20 protein-coding genes and 1 pseudogene are annotated in these 20002 nt (G+C 41.9%); 11 read left to right on the top strand and 10 right to left on the bottom strand.

Going from position 1 to position 20002, the window contains the following annotated elements:
- Positions 1 to 74 precede the first annotated feature (74 nt).
- From CWC03_RS10125 to CWC03_RS10115, 3 genes and pseudogenes are all read right to left on the bottom strand, one after another.
- The gene (locus tag CWC03_RS10125) at positions 75 to 491 is read right to left on the bottom strand and encodes a VOC family protein (protein ID WP_138581817.1); all 417 of its coding nucleotides are present in this window, start codon (positions 489 to 491) and stop codon (positions 75 to 77) included.
- Positions 488 to 927: pseudogene (locus CWC03_RS10120) on the bottom strand (DUF2214 family protein). Before CWC03_RS10120 ends, CWC03_RS10125 begins: the two are co-directional and overlap by 4 nt.
- Positions 928 to 947: 20 nt before the next feature.
- A complete protein-coding gene (locus CWC03_RS10115) occupies positions 948 to 1358 on the bottom strand; it encodes a nucleotide triphosphate diphosphatase NUDT15 (RefSeq protein ID WP_138581816.1) in 411 nt (136 codons plus the stop codon).
- 230 nt (positions 1359 to 1588) lie between these two features.
- Here CWC03_RS10115 and CWC03_RS10110 point away from each other — a divergent pair, with 230 nt between their 5' ends.
- A complete protein-coding gene (locus CWC03_RS10110) occupies positions 1589 to 1771 on the top strand; it encodes a hypothetical protein (protein ID WP_128727510.1) in 183 nt (60 codons plus the stop codon).
- Between the two features lie 109 nt (positions 1772 to 1880).
- Here the strand turns inward: CWC03_RS10110 and CWC03_RS10105 are convergent, their stop codons facing one another.
- Both CWC03_RS10105 and CWC03_RS10100 read right to left on the bottom strand, forming a co-directional pair.
- Positions 1881 to 2879, bottom strand: a complete 999-nt coding sequence (locus CWC03_RS10105; protein ID WP_138581815.1) for an LLM class flavin-dependent oxidoreductase — start codon at positions 2877 to 2879, stop codon at positions 1881 to 1883.
- Positions 2880 to 3006: 127 nt separating this feature from the next.
- On the bottom strand, positions 3007 to 4710 hold the full coding sequence (locus CWC03_RS10100; protein WP_138581814.1) for an amidohydrolase: 1704 nt from the start codon (positions 4708 to 4710) through the stop codon (positions 3007 to 3009).
- 134 nt (positions 4711 to 4844) lie between these two features.
- Between CWC03_RS10100 and CWC03_RS10095 the strand changes: the two genes are divergently transcribed.
- Positions 4845 to 5513, top strand: a complete 669-nt coding sequence (locus CWC03_RS10095) for a response regulator transcription factor (RefSeq protein WP_138581813.1) — start codon at positions 4845 to 4847, stop codon at positions 5511 to 5513.
- Positions 5514 to 5595: 82 nt separating this feature from the next.
- Complete coding sequence (locus CWC03_RS10090) at positions 5596 to 6663, top strand: ATP-binding protein (protein ID WP_138581812.1); 1068 nt, start codon at positions 5596 to 5598, stop codon at positions 6661 to 6663.
- Between the two features lie 69 nt (positions 6664 to 6732).
- Here the strand turns inward: CWC03_RS10090 and CWC03_RS10085 are convergent, their stop codons facing one another.
- Positions 6733 to 8226: a serine hydrolase gene (locus CWC03_RS10085; protein WP_138581811.1), complete on the bottom strand. Its 1494-nt coding sequence runs from the start codon at positions 8224 to 8226 to the stop codon at positions 6733 to 6735.
- 212 nt (positions 8227 to 8438) lie between these two features.
- On the opposite strand from CWC03_RS10085, the gene CWC03_RS10080 reads away from it, so the two are divergent.
- Complete coding sequence (locus CWC03_RS10080; RefSeq protein ID WP_249313998.1) at positions 8439 to 8642, top strand: hypothetical protein; 204 nt, start codon at positions 8439 to 8441, stop codon at positions 8640 to 8642.
- 74 nt (positions 8643 to 8716) lie between these two features.
- On the opposite strand, the gene CWC03_RS10075 is transcribed toward CWC03_RS10080, so the two are convergent.
- The 3 genes from CWC03_RS10075 to CWC03_RS10065 form a co-directional block, all read right to left on the bottom strand.
- Positions 8717 to 9202 (bottom strand): GNAT family N-acetyltransferase, encoded by a 486-nt coding sequence (locus tag CWC03_RS10075; RefSeq protein WP_138581829.1) that lies wholly within the window; start codon positions 9200 to 9202, stop codon positions 8717 to 8719.
- 77 nt (positions 9203 to 9279) lie between these two features.
- Entirely contained in the window at positions 9280 to 9645 is a 366-nt protein-coding gene (locus CWC03_RS10070) for a DUF7674 family protein (RefSeq protein ID WP_171040229.1), read from the bottom strand.
- Between the two features lie 71 nt (positions 9646 to 9716).
- Entirely contained in the window at positions 9717 to 10526 is an 810-nt protein-coding gene (locus CWC03_RS10065; protein ID WP_099029914.1) for a sulfite exporter TauE/SafE family protein, read from the bottom strand.
- 465 nt (positions 10527 to 10991) lie between these two features.
- Here CWC03_RS10065 and CWC03_RS10060 point away from each other — a divergent pair, with 465 nt between their 5' ends.
- From CWC03_RS10060 to CWC03_RS10030, 7 genes are all read left to right on the top strand, one after another.
- Positions 10992 to 11969 carry a DUF1852 domain-containing protein gene (locus tag CWC03_RS10060; RefSeq protein WP_138581810.1) on the top strand — a complete coding sequence of 326 codons (978 nt, stop codon included), beginning with the start codon at positions 10992 to 10994 and terminating at the stop codon, positions 11967 to 11969.
- 28 nt (positions 11970 to 11997) lie between these two features.
- Complete coding sequence (locus CWC03_RS10055) at positions 11998 to 13038, top strand: methionine synthase (protein WP_138581809.1); 1041 nt, start codon at positions 11998 to 12000, stop codon at positions 13036 to 13038.
- 166 nt (positions 13039 to 13204) lie between these two features.
- Positions 13205 to 14176 carry an MvdC/MvdD family ATP grasp protein gene (locus CWC03_RS10050; protein WP_138581808.1) on the top strand — a complete coding sequence of 324 codons (972 nt, stop codon included), beginning with the start codon at positions 13205 to 13207 and terminating at the stop codon, positions 14174 to 14176.
- A gap of 47 nt (positions 14177 to 14223) precedes the next feature.
- Entirely contained in the window at positions 14224 to 14409 is a 186-nt protein-coding gene (locus CWC03_RS10045; RefSeq protein WP_138581807.1) for a hypothetical protein, read from the top strand.
- A 48-nt stretch (positions 14410 to 14457) separates the two neighbouring features.
- Positions 14458 to 15534 (top strand): hypothetical protein, encoded by a 1077-nt coding sequence (locus CWC03_RS10040; protein ID WP_138581806.1) that lies wholly within the window; start codon positions 14458 to 14460, stop codon positions 15532 to 15534.
- A gap of 171 nt (positions 15535 to 15705) precedes the next feature.
- Positions 15706 to 17739 (top strand): S9 family peptidase, encoded by a 2034-nt coding sequence (locus CWC03_RS10035; RefSeq protein WP_138581805.1) that lies wholly within the window; start codon positions 15706 to 15708, stop codon positions 17737 to 17739.
- Between the two features lie 724 nt (positions 17740 to 18463).
- Positions 18464 to 19195 (top strand): substrate-binding periplasmic protein, encoded by a 732-nt coding sequence (locus CWC03_RS10030; RefSeq protein WP_138581804.1) that lies wholly within the window; start codon positions 18464 to 18466, stop codon positions 19193 to 19195.
- Positions 19196 to 19343: 148 nt separating this feature from the next.
- Here the strand turns inward: CWC03_RS10030 and CWC03_RS10025 are convergent, their stop codons facing one another.
- On the bottom strand, positions 19344 to 19907 hold the full coding sequence (locus CWC03_RS10025) for a DUF6985 domain-containing protein (RefSeq protein ID WP_249313997.1): 564 nt from the start codon (positions 19905 to 19907) through the stop codon (positions 19344 to 19346).
- Between the last annotated feature and the right edge of the window lie 95 nt (positions 19908 to 20002).

The following is a 20002-nucleotide window of genomic DNA, read 5'->3' as shown; positions in this document are numbered from 1 at the left end:
TTAAACAGGCTGGCATACACCAGCCTGTTTAATCAGCTCGCTTAACTCAGCTCCCAACTTTGGTAACTTTGAGATCATCTCTTCGCCATCGGATGATCAGGATTTAACTGCAATAAGTCCCAGCGGTTGCCATAGAGATCTTCAAACACAGCAACCATGCCATAATCTTGCTCTTGTGGCTCGCGAATAAACTGAATACCAATAGACTTCATGCGCTTATAATCACGCCAGAAATCATCGGTATTTAAAAATAAAAAGACTCGCCCGCCAGCTTGATCACCAATAAACTTCTGCTGCTCTGGCGTAGAGGCTCTAGCAAGGAGTAACGCAGTACCATGGGAATTAGGCGGTGCCACCACCACCCAGCGTTTATCTTGCTCGGGTTGATAGGTGTCTTCTATTAATTCAAAACCTAGTTTATTGACGTAGAAGTCGATGGCTTCATCGTAGTCTTTGACGACGAGCGCAATATTAACAATATTTTGTTTCATGATGAGAGTATCCCATAGCCTCTTGCCATAAGCGCAGCAAGTAGCGATAAAATTAAAAGTAACAGTATTTCTAGTCTTTTAATGACGATGATGCGTTGGGGCACAGACAAATTAGCTGCTGTTGTATTAAGGTGCTTCAATAAAAACACAGTCGGAATGATAGATAGCAAAGCGGTTAACAAAAATAGTCCCACTTTGGCATGGAAAATCGGGTTTTGGCGTAAAACTCACTGGGCTTGCCAACTGCAAACCATAGCGTTAATCCTGCGCCAAGGGTTACAAGCGCACTGACGCCATACAAGCCATCAATTAGTACTAAGCGCTTAACGCTATGACTACTCATTGATTTGGAGAGTAGCATGTTTTCAATCGCGAGCGTCGATGCCAAAAATAAAATACCGATGAAGTGAATATACCTAACGGCTATCTCTTCCATGCGATGCCCCAATTGCTATTTTAGCCTTGATAAAGTGTGCTGTTTTCTTCCAAAAAGTTCACCAAAGGCAAAAACAGCGGTTGCGGCAATTCATCAAGCGAGAACCACTGCCATTGTTTGCATTTATTTGGCTCTCTAACTTCTGCATCGTGAGTATCGCACCTTGCCATGACAAACAGAGTGACATAATGTTTCTGCTCATCAGCAAAATAATCATTAGTAAAGCCAAGCTTTTCAACGTTTACAACATCTAGCCCCGTTTCTTCATGCACCTCTCTTATTGCACATGCCTCAATGTCCTCTCCATACTCTAAGTGGCCCCCCGGCGTTGCCCAAGTATGTTCGCCATGGGCACCGATGCGTTCACCAAGTAAAATTTTATTATCGTGTATTAAGACCACGCCAACTCCGACACGTACAACTTGATCCATCACTTATCCTTACTGTTGTTTTTTTGGATATTATATAGTGTGTGTCCTAAAAAGTTCAGAGCTATTCAACACATACATGTCTAACACAAAAGAAAACAATTAAATCACAATAAAAAAACATAACCCCATAAAATTGACATCACTTTAAAATTATGAAAATGTACGCTTGCCCATTACAGGAACTCTGGGTAAAAAATTATTAGAAAATACTGACAACTAAGGAATAAGTAATGAAATTAACGATAAAGAAATCAAGTTTGAAATCGCTTTCATCTCAATCACTACAGCTTAATCTTGCTCAAACACCAAATATCGCTGGTGGGAACAAAGAGCAAAACAACCGCCCTCAAGCTGCCGGAACACGTATAGATTGCGCATCTATTGCGGTTAACCTTCCTTGTGTGATCATGTAAGGTACGATTTTTATACTTTTGTATAGAAACTGACAAGGCCGCTGCCGCGGCCTATCTATAATCGTTTTTAAAATCAGCGCTGTAACCCAAGCTACTTGTAGAGGACCAACTAAGACGATGTTAAGCTCGCCAAGATCTCAAGTGCATGTTTTCTATCGCTTAACTCGTATAAATCGTTGGTAAAAATAAACTCATCGACCGCTAGCTCACGTTTAATCATGCTGAGTTTATGATATACAGTCGCGGGACTTCCAACCACAGATAAACCTAAAAAGCTTTCAACTTGCATTTGCTCTTGGGCATTCCATAGACCCTCCATCGAGTCAACAGGGGGTTTTAACCATAACGCCTGACCTCGCATCAACGCTAGGATACGTTGCTTTGACGTGGTAGCTAAATACTGCGCTTGCTCGTCGGTGTCGGCTGCAACTACCGGTAAGCCAAGCATTACATAAGGTTTATCTAACACCTTTGATGGTTGGAAATCGCGGCGATAAAGCGCGATAGCATCATGCACGAATCGTGGCGCAAAATGACCCGCAAATGCATAAGGTAAACCTCGCTTTGCAGCAAGTTGGGCACTATAAAGACTCGAACCAAGCAACCAGATTGGTACCTTAGTATTTTCACCCGGAATGGCACGCACCGAGGATTTACCATCATAAGGCCCTAGCAAGGCCTGTAATTCAGCGACTTCGTCGTCAAATTGCTCTGCACGTCTGTCATCGCGACGCAGTGCTCGGCTGGTAATCGGATCGCTGCCAGGCGCTCGCCCTAACCCCAAATCAATACGTCCAGGATAGAGGCTTTCTAAGGTGCCAAACTGCTCAGCGACGACTAACGGTGGATGGTTTGGCAACATCACGCCACCCGCCCCCACCCGAATATTGCGAGTGTGTCCAGCAATATGCCCTATCAATACAGAGGTTGCTGCGCAGACAATACCACGCATATTATGATGCTCAGCCATCCAAAAGCGTTTAAAGCCAAGTTCATCCGCTTTTTGCGCATAAGCCACGCTGTTAGCGAGGGTTTGTGAAACGGTATCTTGCTCTTTCATCGGGCTTAATTCGAGCAAAGAAAATGGCATGTTGGCAAGTGAAGTCATAACAATCCTTAACGCTTTGAGTTACACCATAGAGTAAGGGTTGCAGCCCCCATTTCAATCCGAAATTCTGCACTACATTGTTGCTGATTTTCGACTGGTTATGAACAATCAAGCCATTAGCTTTACGTCAAAAAGCCTGATTTCCATGGATCCACGTTTGCGTAACCTTGGTCGCTTTTATTTCTTCGAATGTTACATCGAATAGATTTTGGTCTAACACAATAAAGTCAGCAAGCTTTCCAACCTCAAGGCTTCCAACAATGTCTTCTTGTCGCATCGCGTACGCAGCATTTATTGTGTAGGCCGCAATTGCTTGTTCTAATGAGATTGCTTCAGGCTGTCGAGTAACTGCATTCGCGATACCGATAAAAGGATTAAGCGTACTCACATTCCAATCGCTGCTCAGCGTGAGCATCGCACCATTTTCACTTAGGCTCTTAATTGGAACCAAATGATCAGCCCGCTCGCGGCCTAACAGTGGCTGCATTTCTTGCCAATGATGCGGTTGAGTAAATTCTCCTGCGACTTGTGCATCTGCTATCACACCCAACGCGGAAAACCTCTTGTAATCTTCAGGATCAACCACTTCTACATGGGTAAGGCGATGCCGAGCAGTTCCTTTAGAGGCCGCCTCAATGGCATTTAACGCTTCATGTATTCCTCTGTCGCCAATTGCATGAATATTAAAATCAAAGCCACTAGGCTCCAATGCTTTTATATATTTCTCTAGCCGAGCTTGGGTAAAATAATTCACTCCACGGTTACCATCGAGCTTAAGCCAATCTACTTTATAAGGCTCTTTCATTGCCGCAGTGGTATTCACCAAAATACCATCCATGTAAAACTTTATTTGGTCGATTTTTAGTAAGCTATTTGGCGTCGTATTATAAAACGATTTAAGCGCTCTAATTTGACTTTCATCACTTGCTTCAGGATAAGCCCATAAGCCCAAGCTGACTCGCATCTTCAAGACACCATCCGCTTGTAGTTTTTGCCAAGTATCTAATTGGCCGCGTTGCCAATATACGCGAGCATCACTAATTGATGTTATTCCGTGGCTTAAAAGCATAGGCTGGGTATATTCAACAAAGCCATTATAGTTTTGGCTCTGCTCATCCCCTAAAGATTGCATTGCAAGGTCCATAGCAATATTGCCCGCGTTGTCATACAAGATGCCATTCAACTCTCCGACATCATTTCGGCCAATAACCCCCCCTATCGGATCACGGCTGCTCGCATGTATGTTAGCCAACGAGAGGGCTTTGGAGTTTACCCACATTGAATGTGAAGTTTGCTCCATGATAATGACTGGTCGGTCTGGGATTACCTCATCAATTAAAGCTTTAGGCGATATATCGAGATCAAGTAAGGTATCTATATTATGACCATAACCGATCAACCAAGCTGCATCAGGGTTTTCGCTTGCAGCTTGATAAAGTACATCTTGATAACCATCTATTGTGTCGTACTGCGCAGCTGTAAAATGGGTTGCATCTGACGCTGATTCCAGTGGGTGGATATGGACATCATGAAGGCCTGGAAGCACCATCTTACCTGCTAAATCATACACATTTGTTTTTTTACCAATATAGGACTTGGCTCCTTTTTCATCACCTAAATAAACGATTTCACCATCCTTGACCGCCATGGCTTGGGCCCAAGGCTTGGATTGTGTAACAGTGTAAATAGCAGCGTTACTAAACACTTTGTCTGCAAACTGGGGATCTGAAGGTTCTATTTGAGTTGTTAGCGTATTATTCTCTCCACACCCAGCTAATACACAGCTCAAAGCTATCGCGGTAAATGTGATCATCGTATCTCGCTTGTTCATATCGCTCTCCTAAAAGTCCTCCTAGTATAGCTATACTTAGGTAACCAAAAGGTAACCACCATTCTCATATTTTAGTCGCTAAAACATTTCAGGTTCGCTAGCATAGAGGAAGCAACAGACAAAACCGCGTTTTTATGATTATTTTATTGGTTGAAGATGATCGCCAGCTCGCTACCATCACCGCAAATTACCTCAATGATGAAGGCATTGAGGTTGATTATGCAGACAGCATTTCTAGCGCTAAAGTCATATCGTCAGAACAACAATATGATGCAATTGTACTGGACTTAGAACTACCAGACGGTTTCGGCTTTGAACTTGCCCGTGAGTTTTCAATAAGCCACAAACAAACTCCCATTCTCTTTCTAACCGCGCAGCACTGTATAGAGGCAAAGTTGCGTGCGTTTGAGCTTGGTGCACTTGACTATCTCACTAAGCCCTTCGAACTTGCCGAGCTTAGCGTAAGATTAAAACTACTTGGGCGAAAGCATCACCCACAACCGAGTGAAATATTTCACCTTGATACCCTCACAGTGGACTTAAGTGCCCACATTGCAACTCGCGCGTTGAGGCCAATCACATTGTCACCACAACAATGGTGCTTATTGAAGCTTTTGATCCGGCACTCCCCTAACCCAGTATCAAAACACACTGTAATAGAACATGTCTGGCAACATGATGACGTTTCCCCTGACATGTATAAGTCACTTTTAAGTCGATTACGAAAAAACCTCAGTCAAGGTGATGAATTGGAGTTATTTCATACCATAAAAGGGATTGGAGTCCTGCTGGATGCAAAATAGCACACTATCCTTAACAACATATCTCACTAATCGGTTGGTGGGGATATTTATAATTATTAGTCTCATTTTTTTCAGTACCACAATGGTGGTTTATTGGTTTGGACTAGATGACACCGCAGAGTTTTACCTTTATGAGGATGCGCACGAGTTTCAAATACAACAGCAAGAAATTGATACTAGATTTCGAACAGTGACTCAAACGCTTGGTAGCCTGAATGAACGCGAACAGAATAACTTTAATCATCGCGTTCCATGGGAACAACCGACCCTGATCAGTGAAAATGGCTTAGATACCTATTATCTTAAACTCCCCCCTCTACATAACGCCCCAGCATTCTATGTGATGCATCGTTTCGAACAGCATCAATCCCTAGATATAAAACCTCTATTATTCACTGTAACTTCAATGATGCTCTGCGTGTTAGCCATAGTCATCTTTTTTGTTTTACGAAAAGTGAGGCAACAAACGCATCACTTTAGAACAAATGTTGAGCAACTAGCAAGTCACCATACTATCATTTTTAGTGAATTCGCCCTTGCTCAACAAGCGATACTTGATGCGGTGACAGAGCAAAAGAATGCAGTGAAGCGTGAATATGAATTTGCTAGTTTTTTAAGTCATGAGATCAGACAACCGCTCACGTTAATCGGACATCAATTAGCAAGATTTGACCAACTTGATATGTTACCTCCACCCAGCCTATCGCTAATAGATGCGCTAAAACATGCTCAGCGCGATACGACTCAATTATGCGACACAATTCTGAATTTATGGCAACCGCAAGACTGCACAGTGTCCTCTAAAACGAAAATTAACCAAACGCTACTAGAATGGGCAAACACCAGTGATGCAGATATTCAAGTTGAGCTCCTTGCTCCAGAACACTATTTACAACTAACTAAACCCGAATTAGCCTTACTACTCAAACAAATAGAAACTAACTTTAATAAGTATGGTATTGCACCACTTAAAGTCACTGTTCATTCGCAGTATTTACATTTTGAAAACGCCATCAATGAAGAGCTACTCCAACAGTCCAGTCACGGTATAGGGTTGTTTATTATCAAAGCCATAGCTAAAAAAGCAAATTGGCAACTAACCTCTAGCCAGAATGAGCTCACGTTCAGTTTGAAGCTCACTAAACTATAAAATGATGCGCTTAGCTGCTGAGTCATGATAGCTCACCCAGCAGCTGCAATTTGGCCAAGGCAACGGTTGCTACAGCGAATTTTCCGAACTCACAGGTGTTTCTAGACTCGCTAGTTGCTTCTTTGCAGATTCGAGATTAGGGTCAAGTAGCATTGCCTGTTTTAAAATCGCCTTTGCACGTTTTAGTTGATTATCGGCAATCAGTGCCTCTGCGAGACTATCTAACCCATTGGCTGAACCTGGGAATGCTTCAACGTTTAGCTCAAATGCAGCAATAGCAGCGGCATTTTTCTCTTCTCCCAAAAGCGCATAACCCAAGTCATTCAACTGCGCTTCTGAAAAGTCATAATCGTTATACCTATCGGTCTTGAGGCGATTATATTGACGTCTCGCCTCAGCTGGTTCCTCTTGGGTAAAGATCTTATAAAGAACTGCTGAAATAGGTTGTTTCACTTGAGGGTATGGTTTCATCGCTAAAATGGCTTCTACCGCTTTTTCATTCTCATCAACAACGTCATCTTGACCATTATTTGTTAAAAGAATAATCGTTCTATTATCATCCAATTGATGGCTGTAAATCGACTTAAAACCTCGCCAGTGGCCACTGTGGCCAAACTTTGGATTATCATAGGCATCAGCCTTTAACATGAACCCATAACCGTACTGCTTGGTGTTGTTGTCTAATGTTGTAGTCGGCTGCAGCGCTTGTAGCCAAGTTTCCTTCGAAATAAGTTTATTATTGCTTAACGCTAAGTGCCACTTATACAAGTCCTGAGTCGTTGAATAGATCCCGCCCATCCCCTCAACATCAAAGAAAGGAATTTGATCAAAGGCGCGCTTCTTGTCATTTAAGTGACGACGAAATCCATAGGCACGAGTTGTTATTTTCTTTTCCGTCAACTTGGTTCGACTAACTGTATAATGCATACCAAGGGGTGAAAAGACTTGCTGTTGAAGATACTGGCTATACGGCAATCTAGATACTGACTCAATGACCTTTGCAAGTACAACATAACCAGTATTACTGTATTTAAATTGCTCACCCGGTTTAAACATCAATGCAGGTTGCTCACTCAGCAGCACACTCAATAAAAAACTTTGATCAAGGCTGGAACCCACTTTTCCTTGACGATACAAGTCCGAGATATAAGGCATCATATCTGGCACACCAGAGGTGTGGTTTAATAGCTGATTGATTTTAATATCTTTATATGGAAAGTTAGGAATATATAAATAAACGGGATCTTCAAATTTCAGTTTGCCTTGCTCTTTAAGCATCATGATCGCGATAGCAGTAAACTGCTTTGAAATAGAACCAATATCAAACTGATGTTGAGTCCTTAGCTGCTCTTCACTAGCGTGACTAACCTCTCCCATCGTTTTTTGGAAAAGTATGGAGTCATTTTCTGCAACTAAGACACTGCCATTACATAACTTTATTTGTTCGCAGTGTGTAAAGTAAGCTTCTAACAATTGTACTCGGTCATCTTCAAAGCTTTGCACATTCACGCTATTCAACATTAATACGGTAGAAGTAATGGCAGACAAGACAAACTTTTTCATAATTAATCCTTGTTGTTTTTATACATGTTGAGTCAATCAACTTACATGCCAAAATATATAACTATAAAAAACAATAGGTTAAATATAAGTTCCTTCAACCATTACGTTGATGGTGTATCGAAAGTGGGACATTCTTATAAGACTTGTAGCACTTCCGGAACACCGCAAAATACACTTTACTTTAATTGCACCTAATCTTTGGTGTTGTGGGCATGAAAAATTGGGATGGCTTTCAATTACTGCTTGCATTGAAGCGTGCCAATACACTCGGAGGGGCGCAGTATATTGCAAGGCATTTTCCTAATTTAATTGAATTTGCACCAGCGAGTGAACACTATGCAGATTTATGGACCTTGACCCATCCAACAAAAAAAATCCACACCCTACGTCAAGCGGCTTATCAGCTTTTTACTTAAGACTATGCGCAGTAAAAAATACTGATCGACTGCGCAAAATAACATTCGCCACGTTAGTTTAGCGCCTGTCCACTTTAATCAGCTAACCATTTATACATAACAAAGCTATCTACCAAACCCAGACGAGGATGCTTGTATGCCTTGGGAATGGTGCCCACAATGGTAAAACCAAGCTTTTGCCAAAGTTTAATCGCCACTTCATTGGTCGATACCACACTATTAAATTGCATGGCTTCGAACCCCAGTGCTAACGCTTGCTGCTGGGAATGTTCGCACATCAGCCGTGCAATTCCTTTACCACGAGCCAAACTCGACACCATGTAACCACAGTTACATATGTGGCTACTCGGACCCATCGCATTTTGTCGCAAATAATAGCTGCCAAGTACTTGCCCATTTTCAACATATGCAAAAGCTTTGAGCGGCGTTTCACACCAAAGTAAAAATGCCTGTTCCATACTCATATTTGAGTCAAATGCATACGTTTCTTGTGCTTGGATCACTTCTGAAAATGTTGGCCAAAATGACTCAAAATCATTCCGAGTTACCTCTCTTATCATCTCTTTACCCGCGTATTCGACTATATGTGGATCACGATTGAATATACCCACTCAATTGAACTTGCGCCAGCTTTGAATTAAGTCCTCGGGGTAGGTATGTTTCCATAAAAGTCGAGATAAAACTGTTTTAAGTTGGTTGGGAGCAGCGGCCATCCTAAATCTATACCTCGTTGTGTTGCACGCCAAAAGAGGTGCTCTACATAATACGCATCAATAAAATTGCGCAATGGCGGACTTGCGCTAGTTAGCTTGTTGTTTATATAGTCTAGATATGCCGCTGCGGCCTCTAACTCACCGTTGTTAAAGGCATGAGTAGTCAAGTTTGCAAACGTTTCCATACGAAAGCTTGTTGCCCACTTTTCATGCTCAGCCAGCAAAGGAACAACTTCAGGGAATAAGAGTTGGATCTCTTTGATAAGTCTTTTAATTTCAATTTTTGCCAAAGGTTGATAGCGCTTAATAAAACAAAACTCGAAATTTACCCAAAAAAGAACTCATTACCAGCGCTAGCTTTTTAATTCACCGCCATATTCACAGCCATCACTAACAGCAGCACAGCAAATACCTTTTTAATCGTGGCAACAGGCAAGTGATGCGTGGCTTTAGCCCCCATTGGAGCGGTAAACCAAGACGTGCACACAATTCCTAACAGGGCTGGCAAATAAACAAATCCGGCGAAACCATCCGAAAGTGCAAAGTGCGCACTGCCCGAGCTAATGTAGCCAACGGAACCAAAAAGCGCGATAACAATGCCACATGCAGAAGCGCATCCTATGGCCTTTTTCATATCAAGAGAGAAAAACGTCAACAGCGGTACCAAAAGCGCTCCACCGCCAATGCCTATCATGGCAGATAAACCACCGGTGATCGTCGTTAATACCGTAAGTATGCCTTTATTTGGCAGCTGCCTTTGGGTTGTGCTCTCATTTTTGCTGCTATAAAACATTTTTATTGCTATCAATACCACACTTACTGCAAATACAATGCGCACTGCGTTTTCGGGTAATAGCGCTGCCAAAAAACCACTGATCAGCGCGCCTAGTGCAACGCCCGTCATTATCCACGGCGCTAAATCCCACGGTACATTACCATTTTTATGATGCGCGATTGCCGATGAGGTAGAAGTAAATAAAATGGATGCCAACGATGTCGCCACGGCGGCTATGACCACTTGCTCCGGTGGTAACACGTTAAAGTACAATAAAATACTGCTCAGCACCGGAACAATAACCAGCCCACCACCAATACCTAACAACCCGGCTAAAAAGCCGACAACACTACCGAGTAGTGCACAATACACAAACAACAATATCAACTCACTCATTCCACTTATCTCTTCTTTTCATTGAGGCGCAAACACCTAAGTGAGCAATATCGGCGTTGCTTTTAGCCTTTGTGTCACCTAAGCGCTGGCGAGTATAACAACATAACGCTTTGCCATTGGTGCTTTTGACTTAGATAAGCCTTGAATATTCCTCACGTTTTACTTGAAACAAATGCAACTTAGACATTTAGCAGTCTAGACTTTCAGATTTCCAGTGGATTTCATTCTACAATTACTCATATTTTCTGCATATACGACTCAATAAGCGGCATCTATTTTTGCAACTCATGAATCAGACTCATGTTTTATGTGAAATAAAACCGTTTTTCTTCATCTTGAGATCCACGTATAAATCTCACATCACTTAATGTTCGGCACTCTCACTGTGTCCCCGAGGATATCTGTTTACCGCAGTGAAACGTAATTGCCGAGTACGTCAGCATTAGAATTGGATACCTAAAGAACATGAATAACGAGTTTACTTTCACTATTAAGAGCATTCGTCTTGACGAGAATTACCATCCGTCAAACAGCACGCGGATCACCACTAACTTTGCTAACTTAGCCAGAGGCGAAAGCCGCCAGCAAAACTTACGCAATGCCCTAAAGATGATTGATAATCGCTTTAACGCATTGGCTAACTGGGATAACCCAAAAGGTGACCGTTATTCTGTTGAGCTTGAGATAGTCTCAGTTGATATGGATATTGCAGGCAGTGGGCAAACTTTCCCGTCAATTGAGGTGTTAAAAACCAATATTGTTGACCACAAAACCAATGAACGCATTGAGGGAATTGTTGGTAACAATTTCTCATCTTACGTACGTGACTACGACTTTAGCGTGCTATTACTTGATCATAATAAAGATCAACCTAAATTCAGCATCCCAGCTAACTTTGGCGACCTACACGGTAAGCTATTTAAATACTTTGTCGATTCAGAAGCTTACAAAAGTCACTTTAGTAAACCACCAGTGATTTGCCTAAGTGTATCGGATAACAAAACCTATCACCGCACTGAAAATCAGCACCCTGTGCTTGGCTTTGAATATCAACCAAATGAGTCATCATTAACTGAGCAATACTTCAAAAAGATGGGCTTAGAGGTGCGCTACTTTATGCCACCAAATAGTGTTGCACCTTTGGCTTTTTACTTCTTTGGTGACTTACTGAATGACTACACCAATCTGGAATTAATCAGCACCATCAGCACTATGGAAACATTCCAAAAGATCTACCGCCCAGAGATTTACAATGCCAATGCGGTGGCGGGCAAGTGCTATCAACCAAACTTGAAAAACTCCGATCACTCGCTAACACAAATTGTTTATGACCGCGAAGAGCGCAGCCAGTTGGCGATTGCACAAGGTCGATTTGCCGAAGAGCATTTTATCAAGCCTTACCAAACCGTGCTTGAACAGTGGTCTGCAAATTACGCTTTATAATCAACGGGAATATGGAACAGCATTTATTATGAAAACACTATTACCAACATCTACTGCTGGCAGTTTACCTAAGCCCGCTTGGCTTGCTCAGCCAGAAACCCTGTGGTCACCTTGGAAACTAGAGGGCGACGAGCTTATTGATGGCAAAAACGATGCACTACGTATTGCTTTGCAAGAGCAACAACTTGCCGGTATTGATATCGTGAGTGACGGCGAGCAAACCCGCCAGCACTTTGTTACCACTTTTATTGAACACCTAAGCGGTGTGGACTTTGAGAAGCGTCAAACGGTAAAAATTCGCGACCGCTATGATGCCAGTGTCCCAACTGTTGTTGGTCCTGTATCTCGCCAAAAGCCGGTTTTTGTTGAAGATGCCAAATTTCTACGCAGCCAAACAGACAAACCTATCAAATGGGCATTGCCAGGTCCTATGACGATGATAGATACACTGTATGATGACCACTACAAAAGCCGTGAAAAGCTAGCGTGGGAATTTGCTAAAATTCTTAACCAAGAAGCCAAAGAACTAGAGGCCGCTGGAGTTGATATCATTCAGTTCGATGAGCCAGCGTTTAATGTATTTTTTGATGAGGTCAACGACTGGGGCATTGCGGCGCTTGAACGTGCCATTGAAGGACTCAAATGCGAAACCGCTGTGCATATTTGTTACGGCTACGGCATTAAAGCTAACACCGATTGGAAAAAGACCTTAGGATCAGAATGGCGTCAATATGAAGAGGCGTTTCCTAAGCTACAAAAATCCAATATCGATATCATCTCTTTAGAGTGCCATAACTCTCACGTGCCAATCGACTTGTTAGCGTTGATCCGTGGTAAAAAAGTGATGGTTGGTGCGATTGATGTTGCAACCAACACCATAGAAACGCCAGAAGAAGTTGCCAACACACTACGCAAAGCGCTTGAGTTTGTTGACGCCGACAAACTCTACCCATGCACTAACTGCGGTATGGCACCACTTTCTCGTGAAGTGGCAAGAGGTAAGCTCGCTGCATTGAGCGCAGGGGCTGAGCTTGTGCGCCAAGAGCTATTCGCCAAAAAATCTGCTTAATCAAGCTTGGTTAATAATAACGCTAGCAGCTAAATAAAACTTAAATTATGTGCCGCCTTCAAGGAATGATAGCGTCACAACACAGCCAGTTAATTGACAATCAAAAAAAAAGTCATAGGATTGTATTATATTTTTTACTTTTAACTTACATTAAAAAGGAAGTTTAATGATACTAGTAATCGGTGCAACAAAAGATCCGTCAGTCTCAAGAGTTGTAGGTAAGCTAAACGACAAAGGTATTGAGACAGTTATTTTCGATCCATTTCAGCCTCAACTTTACACTATTGAACAAGATAGTAACGGCCTTTTCAGTCTTTTCCATAACAATAAAAAAATACCTGAAAGAAGTATTATATGGAATCGAAAGAAAATTTTCGAAGGAACAGGGTTTTACTTTGATATTGAAGATAAAAGGGCTGCAAAAGTATTAGAAAATGAATGGAATGGATTCTATCAGAGCCTACTCGCTTTATATGAAGGAAAGACATTTAACTCAGTATCTTCCCTTCGAAACCGTTCAAAAATAAAACAATGCATATTGGCAAAGCAAGCGGGCCTTAATATTGCACCGTCTATAGTAAGTAATAATAAATCACATTTAGTTGATTTCAGTTATCAGCAGCAATGCGTTATCAAGACCTTATCGGGGAGGAAGATCCCACCAAAAAGTAATGAAGCTGATATCCCTTACAATTTTATGACTCTAAGACTTGAGCGAGAGCATTTACTGGATTCAGATCAAGAAGAATTGTCGATTGCTCCTACTTTTTTGATGCCCGAGATAGTTAAAGAATTTGAACTTAGGATCGTTGTAACTGGACATGATTTGCTAGCATTTAAAGTGGATTCTCAGCAATACAATTCTACGGAAACTGATTGGCGCTTTGGTAACTTATCTCTAGATTTTACTTGCTATCAACTTCCTGACCATATTAAACATTCTATTTTGAAATACATGGAGCTAGCTGAGTTAACTTTTGGAAGTATTGACATGATAGTAGATAAACAGGGCAATTTTATATTTTTAGAATGTAATCAGGACGGTATTTGGGAGTGGCTAGAGCCAGTATGTGAATTTCAAATATCTACAAATTATGCAAACACGTTGGCTAACATATACTCCCATATAGTGAAGTAGCACTTGAGCGCTTAGACTCAAATTTAAAATTCATAAGGAAATTTCATATGAAATCTGTGACTCCTTTCATCCTAAAACACCGAGATCAGGTTGAACCTAAAGTAAGAGACATTAGAGACTCGGAACTCTCCTCTATTTCTGGGGGCGGTATTAGACAGCCTGACAATCCATGCGGGTGCGATACGATGACGAGTACACCCGACAGTGACGGCGGAGACGATGGTCAAGATTAATGTTCATTATTGAGATCAGAGCAATCTGATCTCATTTCGGTGAAAAATATGAAACTCTTAACTCTTCTCCTTATGTTTTTTTACGCTCCATTAAGTGCAAACGAAATTTGGCAATTATCTCAAAATATTCCAAGTAGCGAAGAAACGATAGAAAAACTCTCGAAACAATTACAGGCACAGTATTACGGATTATCTGGGCATAATGGAATGGCACTTGAATTACTTTTTCAAGGTTCGCTTCCCAACAACGATGTAACTCTTTCTCAAAGTAGCTGGAAAAAGATTGTGACACATCTAAAAAGCCCGAAAGTAAAAGTGTTAGCGATCAATGATAATCACGCATTACATGAACCAAGAGCGTTCTTAAAAAGTAAATTACGGGAATTAAAGACATTAGGTTTTACTCATATCAGCTTTGAAGCCTTTTCAGATACAGAAAAAGAGTTTATGGCTGTTAATGGGGTTTACACTACAGAGCCTGTGTTTGCAGCCCTCATAAGGTCTGCAAAAGCATTAGGGTTTACATTGTATGGACACGAACCTGTCTCCGTTAACAAAAGCAAATTACCTTGGCCAGAAAAACAGTTGGCTAGGAAAGAAGCAATGGCCGCACGTTTGGCAAGTATTACTGATAAACTAAACCATGGAGAAAAGCTAATTGTATTTGTTGGCCATAATCACGTTTTTGAGCGAAACCGTAAGAATAATAAAGAATATACAATACAGATGCTATCCAATCATCTAGCTGAAACATCTCAGGCAGAGGTCATTAGTATTTCTATTGTTGTAAGAAACCTTATACAACCAGAAGTGGCTACGTTTGACATCTCCCAAAATGACAATTTCAATACTGACTACCTAATCCAACTGGGTAGCCGAAATAATGCCTATGGTGCGAGAGTAGAGCTAGGAGATAAATGGATGCCCGTAAAGATCAGTAAATGCGAGGGCCAAACGCTACTTGTTGCCTTTTTAATTGAAAATCACACACGTTATTTATACGATCGGAGCACGATGCGCTGTACCACCCCTGAACCTCTCTTTTTAGGTCCAGGAGAGTATGAAATAGAGCAGTATTCTGAGCAAGGCAAGATACTAACTGCTTACCGCTTGTCTAAAAAGTGATAATTAAGTTGGGTTTTGTATGAATTAACATATGACTCAAAACACAGCCACTCACTCCCATTCTATTTGACACATCGAGTTTTTATTTCGTTCTATCGCGTATTTGGTGACATTGAATTGCACCTGAATAACTATGTAGCCCTAAATAAAAATTATATAGAGGGTGGCATTATGCCTTATGGATTGAAACGGACGCTCATTTGCACTTTACTGGCTTGCGCTGCATTGCCAACAGTCGCACAGACTGAGGTGGGGTTACAGGCGAAAGACATTTTTGAGCTGGAATATGCAAACGACCCGCAAATATCACCAGATGGTACTCAAGTGGTATATGTGCGTAACAGCAATGATGTGATGAAGGATGCGAAGCGACAAAACCTGTGGCTGGTCGATATCAAGTCTGGCGCACAATCGCCACTCTTCTCTGATGAAAACAATTACAGTCAACCTCGCTGGTCGCCAGATGGTAGCAAAATTGCCTTTGTGAGCAATGTATCTGGTAGCACACAAATTCATGTACATTATCTTGCTCAAAACCGCACGGCACTACTTACACAGTTGCAATCTGGGATCAGTGGCTTAACTTGGTCACCAGATGGCAAATGGCTGGCTTTTAGCCAAAAGGTTGCTGAAAAGCCTGCGGTCATCGCCAAAATGCCGGAAAAACCAAAAGGCGCGAAGTGGTCCGACTCAGCCATTGTTATCGACAAAGCCTACTATCAAGCTGATGGCCGAGGCCTTATCAAACCCGGCTATCGCCAGATCTTCGTGTTACCGAGTGAAGGCGGCACGCCACGCCAATTAACCTCTGGTAATTATCACCATAGTGGGAAGCTCGCTTGGCGAACAGATGCACAGGCGATTGTGTTTTCAGCAAACCGCATTGCAGACTGGGAATACAAGCGCCTAGAGGGCGACCTATTCGAAGTTGATTTTAACCGTAATATCACTCAGCTTACGTCGGCTCCTGGTCGTGAGTACGCACCTAGCTTTTCCGAAAATGGTAAACAGCTGGCTTACCTTAGTGCATCGAACGCGCTAAACCCTTACCGTAATAGCAAACTGAATATTATGGATTGGCAGGACAAAACCTCCCACATGATTGCCAAAGACTTTGATCGCTCAATCCAAGACCCAACTTGGATTGGCAGTGATAGACTGGCGATGACGTACGATGACCACGGCAAGCGAAAGCTCGCGAGCATCACCACAACAGGCAAAATTACCGACATCACAGATACGCTCTCAGGCACAACCCTTGGTCGCCCTTATCTAAGCGGTGAATTTAGTGCTAACTTTGATGGGGAAATTGCCTTTACTCAAGGTTCGAGTGAGCGCCCTGCAGACATCGCTATCACAACAAGAAAAGGTAAAGTAACGCAATTAACCCGCCTTAACGAAGACCTACTTGCACATAAAACCCTTGGTAAAGTGCATGAGATCACCTATAGCTCGTCGTTCGACGGGGAGAAAATTCAGGGCTGGTATATTACGCCACCAAATTTTGACCCGAAAAAACAATATCCATTACTACTAGAAATTCACGGTGGCCCACACTTAGCCTACGGCCCCCATTTCTCAGCAGAATTACAGCGTTATGCTGCTGAAGGTTACGTGGTATTTTACGACAATCACAGAGGCAGCAGCTCTTACGGCGAGCGCTTTGCGATGTTGCTCAAGTACAAATACAGCTCGAAAGAAGACTTTGCCGATCATAACTCAGGGGTAGACGCTATGCTTGAGAAAGGCTTTATCGACAAAGATAATCTGTTTATTGCTGGCGGCTCTGCAGGTGGTATAGCAACAGCCTACGCGATTGGCTTAACGAACCGTTTTAACGCCGCTGTTGTCGTAAAACCTGTGATCAACTGGCTGAGCAAAGTGCTTACCGCTGACAGTGGCCTTGGTCAAATTCCAACGCAATTCCCGGGTATGCCATGGGAGCATATGGAACACTATTGGCAGCGCTCACCGCTTTCGCTCGTTGGCAACGTAACCACACCAACCATGCTAATGACGGGTGAAGAAGACTTGCGCACGCCAATGGCCGAAACCGAACAGTTCTACCAAGCACTTAAGCTACGGAAAATTGACTCTGTACTGGTCAAAATTCCAGGTGCGCCACATGGAATTGCAGGTCGCCCTTCTCGGATGATCAGCAAAATCGAGCATACGCTCGCTTGGTTTGAGAAGTACAAGAAGTAAACGTGATTCACTTATTTCGATAATCTAGCTTGAGGTCTATAGGCCACATTACTCATGTATCCTATAGGCCTCATACTCTGAAAATGACACTATTTTAGAGAGACATAAAGGCCCTTAGTCTCATATTGTCTGCTTGCTTCGAATAAAACTAACGTGGTGGGTGTTTGTGTTATTTTTCTCTACTTATTCATAAGATTCTACACGATTAAAATTAACAAAAATCATTAAGGTACATGTCTGATCTTGTTCCCACCTCTTAGTGTGAGATGCCCAACGCAGCAAGATAAAGTATCAAACCGAAATTGATCCGAAAGTTGGACTGGCATTAGCGCCACAACAGTATATATTTGAACTATTAGTTGCACTTTGATTGAGAAAAAGCCGCTTGGTAACTCGACATAAGTACGTTAGCAAAATTAACTACTAATAGTATTTTTAGATGAAATGTGGCCCCCAAAGAGCAACGATTTAAAGATAGTGGCTCGGTTCTAACATCAAAATATTGGAGACAGGTAATGCCTCATGTGTGCCAATATCTTACATCTAGATTCTGTTTGTGAAGCGCAATATTCAAGCGATTTAATTTATGCTTTCCAAGACTCAGAAACTAAGCATTCGACGCGGCTCTAACGGCGTGACTTTTGGGCAGTGGACTTGTGAGCATTGAGGCAAAACACTCACCTGACCTTAGCATATTTTGTACAAGTTATAGTAAGTTGAACAAATGAATAATAGAAAAGCACAGTACAACGTCTTCATATTATTTTTGCTGTTTTTCGGGTCAGCATTTTTTTGCAGTGCTACTCCTGTTAGTAATGTTCACCAAATTCAAGTGGTGACAGAGCCACTCCCCCCTTATCAGATTGTAAAAGATGGAGAGGTGAGGGGCGTGGTAGTAGAAAAGGTCAGGAAGCTTCTGCATGAACTAGGAAGCGACTCCCAAATACACGTAATGCCTTGGGCTAGAGCATACAAAACAGCTTTAACCGAACCAGGAACTCTTATTTTTTCTATGGTGCGTACACCTGCCAGAGAGGAATTGTTTCACTGGCTCGGTGTACTCGTCAGCACTAAAACTTACCTCGTTACCTTGAAAAGAAGAGACAACATAAAGCTTGAGAAGCTTGAAGAGCTAGTCAATTATAAAGCAGGTATAAAGCGCGATGATGTGGTATTTCACTATTTATCGAAGAAAAAGGCGCTAGGTAAGACAGCATTCTTACCCGATACTATTACTACGGTTAAAATGCTACTTAGAGATCGAGTTGACATCATTGCTGTCTCACCGCTTCATTTAGACTATATGTGCTCTAAAATAGGCTGCAAAAGTAGTGACTTTCAATTCTTGCTAGAATTAGATGGTCTCAGTAATGACTTCTACCTTGCAGCAAATAAGCAAATGACACCCGAGCTTGTGAATTTGATTACAGATAAACTTAAAGGATTAACTAATTAATATTCCAACCGCCTTTATAGTTGGAGCTTGCCTACTTTCGCATTAGGCTGAGAGCAAGCGGCTAGTTAGTTTATTTCAAAAAGAGAGCTTTAAAATCTAACCATATACTTTCTCAGTAAAGGCTAATTGTTTTGTCTATTATCCCGAGTTATTTATACACCTGAGGGTAGATGACATTTTCTAACCTATCATCGTCATATGCTTCTGAGTGTGTAAGGTGTCCATTAAATGGTCCAACTAGATTCATATCCCAGCCTTGTTTAAACACTATTTGCAACTCATGCTCCTGTTCCCAATCACATGAACACGTTGATAAAATATAGATTAGCTCGTCTCCACCAGAACGACGCAACACCAATGGCGCATTACCAAACTGAATATGTTGCCAAACATCATCTGCATTGAGGATTTCGACATACCAATCATCCTCTGATACCAAATGCACAAAGAGGTCTTTGTAATACTGATAGATGTAATCTTGCGAGGCTCTTAAGACGGATTCATCAATTACCAAAAAGCTTTTGATCGCTTCATGAAACTCATCCCTTTTTTTATCTTCTTCGTACTGCTCTAATATAAATTCAACCAGCTTCCCGCCTAGCCCTTTAATTTCAATTGGTTTGCTCCGTAAATCGCCGTATCTATCTTTTTCAAGAATTCCTAGTAGGAGGCCACCAAGGTACCAATTCAATACGCCATTATTAGGTTTCAATTCTGCGTTAAGAGCTAATCATTAAGAAAAACTAAATAGTGACATCCTTACGATGTTAACAGCAAGAATGTTAGCCCAAAACAGCTCGATTGATA

Source organism: Pseudoalteromonas sp. S2755, assembly GCF_005886535.1.
In the GTDB taxonomy this organism is placed as follows: domain Bacteria; phylum Pseudomonadota; class Gammaproteobacteria; order Enterobacterales; family Alteromonadaceae; genus Pseudoalteromonas.
The sequence above is the reverse complement of the archived record's forward strand: the minus strand, read 5'-3'. Positions and strand labels throughout refer to the sequence as shown.

Excerpts from the sequence above, each read along its gene's own strand:
- CWC03_RS10125 (WP_138581817.1), bottom strand. The coding sequence starts at position 491 with ATGAAACAAAATATTGTTAATATTGCGCTCGTCGTCAAAGACTACGAT.
- CWC03_RS10115 (WP_138581816.1), bottom strand. The coding sequence starts at position 1,358 with ATGGATCAAGTTGTACGTGTCGGAGTTGGCGTGGTCTTAATACACGAT.
- CWC03_RS10110 (WP_128727510.1), top strand. The coding sequence starts at position 1,589 with ATGAAATTAACGATAAAGAAATCAAGTTTGAAATCGCTTTCATCTCAA.
- CWC03_RS10105 (WP_138581815.1), bottom strand. The coding sequence starts at position 2,879 with ATGACTTCACTTGCCAACATGCCATTTTCTTTGCTCGAATTAAGCCCG.
- CWC03_RS10100 (WP_138581814.1), bottom strand. The coding sequence starts at position 4,710 with ATGAACAAGCGAGATACGATGATCACATTTACCGCGATAGCTTTGAGC.
- CWC03_RS10095 (WP_138581813.1), top strand. The coding sequence starts at position 4,845 with ATGATTATTTTATTGGTTGAAGATGATCGCCAGCTCGCTACCATCACC.
- CWC03_RS10090 (WP_138581812.1), top strand. The coding sequence starts at position 5,596 with ATGGTGGTTTATTGGTTTGGACTAGATGACACCGCAGAGTTTTACCTT.
- CWC03_RS10085 (WP_138581811.1), bottom strand. The coding sequence starts at position 8,226 with ATGAAAAAGTTTGTCTTGTCTGCCATTACTTCTACCGTATTAATGTTG.
- CWC03_RS10080 (WP_249313998.1), top strand. The coding sequence starts at position 8,439 with ATGAAAAATTGGGATGGCTTTCAATTACTGCTTGCATTGAAGCGTGCC.
- CWC03_RS10075 (WP_138581829.1), bottom strand. The coding sequence starts at position 9,202 with ATGATAAGAGAGGTAACTCGGAATGATTTTGAGTCATTTTGGCCAACA.
- CWC03_RS10065 (WP_099029914.1), bottom strand. The coding sequence starts at position 10,526 with ATGAGTGAGTTGATATTGTTGTTTGTGTATTGTGCACTACTCGGTAGT.
- CWC03_RS10060 (WP_138581810.1), top strand. The coding sequence starts at position 10,992 with ATGAATAACGAGTTTACTTTCACTATTAAGAGCATTCGTCTTGACGAG.
- CWC03_RS10055 (WP_138581809.1), top strand. The coding sequence starts at position 11,998 with ATGAAAACACTATTACCAACATCTACTGCTGGCAGTTTACCTAAGCCC.
- CWC03_RS10050 (WP_138581808.1), top strand. The coding sequence starts at position 13,205 with ATGATACTAGTAATCGGTGCAACAAAAGATCCGTCAGTCTCAAGAGTT.
- CWC03_RS10045 (WP_138581807.1), top strand. The coding sequence starts at position 14,224 with ATGAAATCTGTGACTCCTTTCATCCTAAAACACCGAGATCAGGTTGAA.
- CWC03_RS10040 (WP_138581806.1), top strand. The coding sequence starts at position 14,458 with ATGAAACTCTTAACTCTTCTCCTTATGTTTTTTTACGCTCCATTAAGT.
- CWC03_RS10035 (WP_138581805.1), top strand. The coding sequence starts at position 15,706 with ATGCCTTATGGATTGAAACGGACGCTCATTTGCACTTTACTGGCTTGC.
- CWC03_RS10030 (WP_138581804.1), top strand. The coding sequence starts at position 18,464 with ATGAATAATAGAAAAGCACAGTACAACGTCTTCATATTATTTTTGCTG.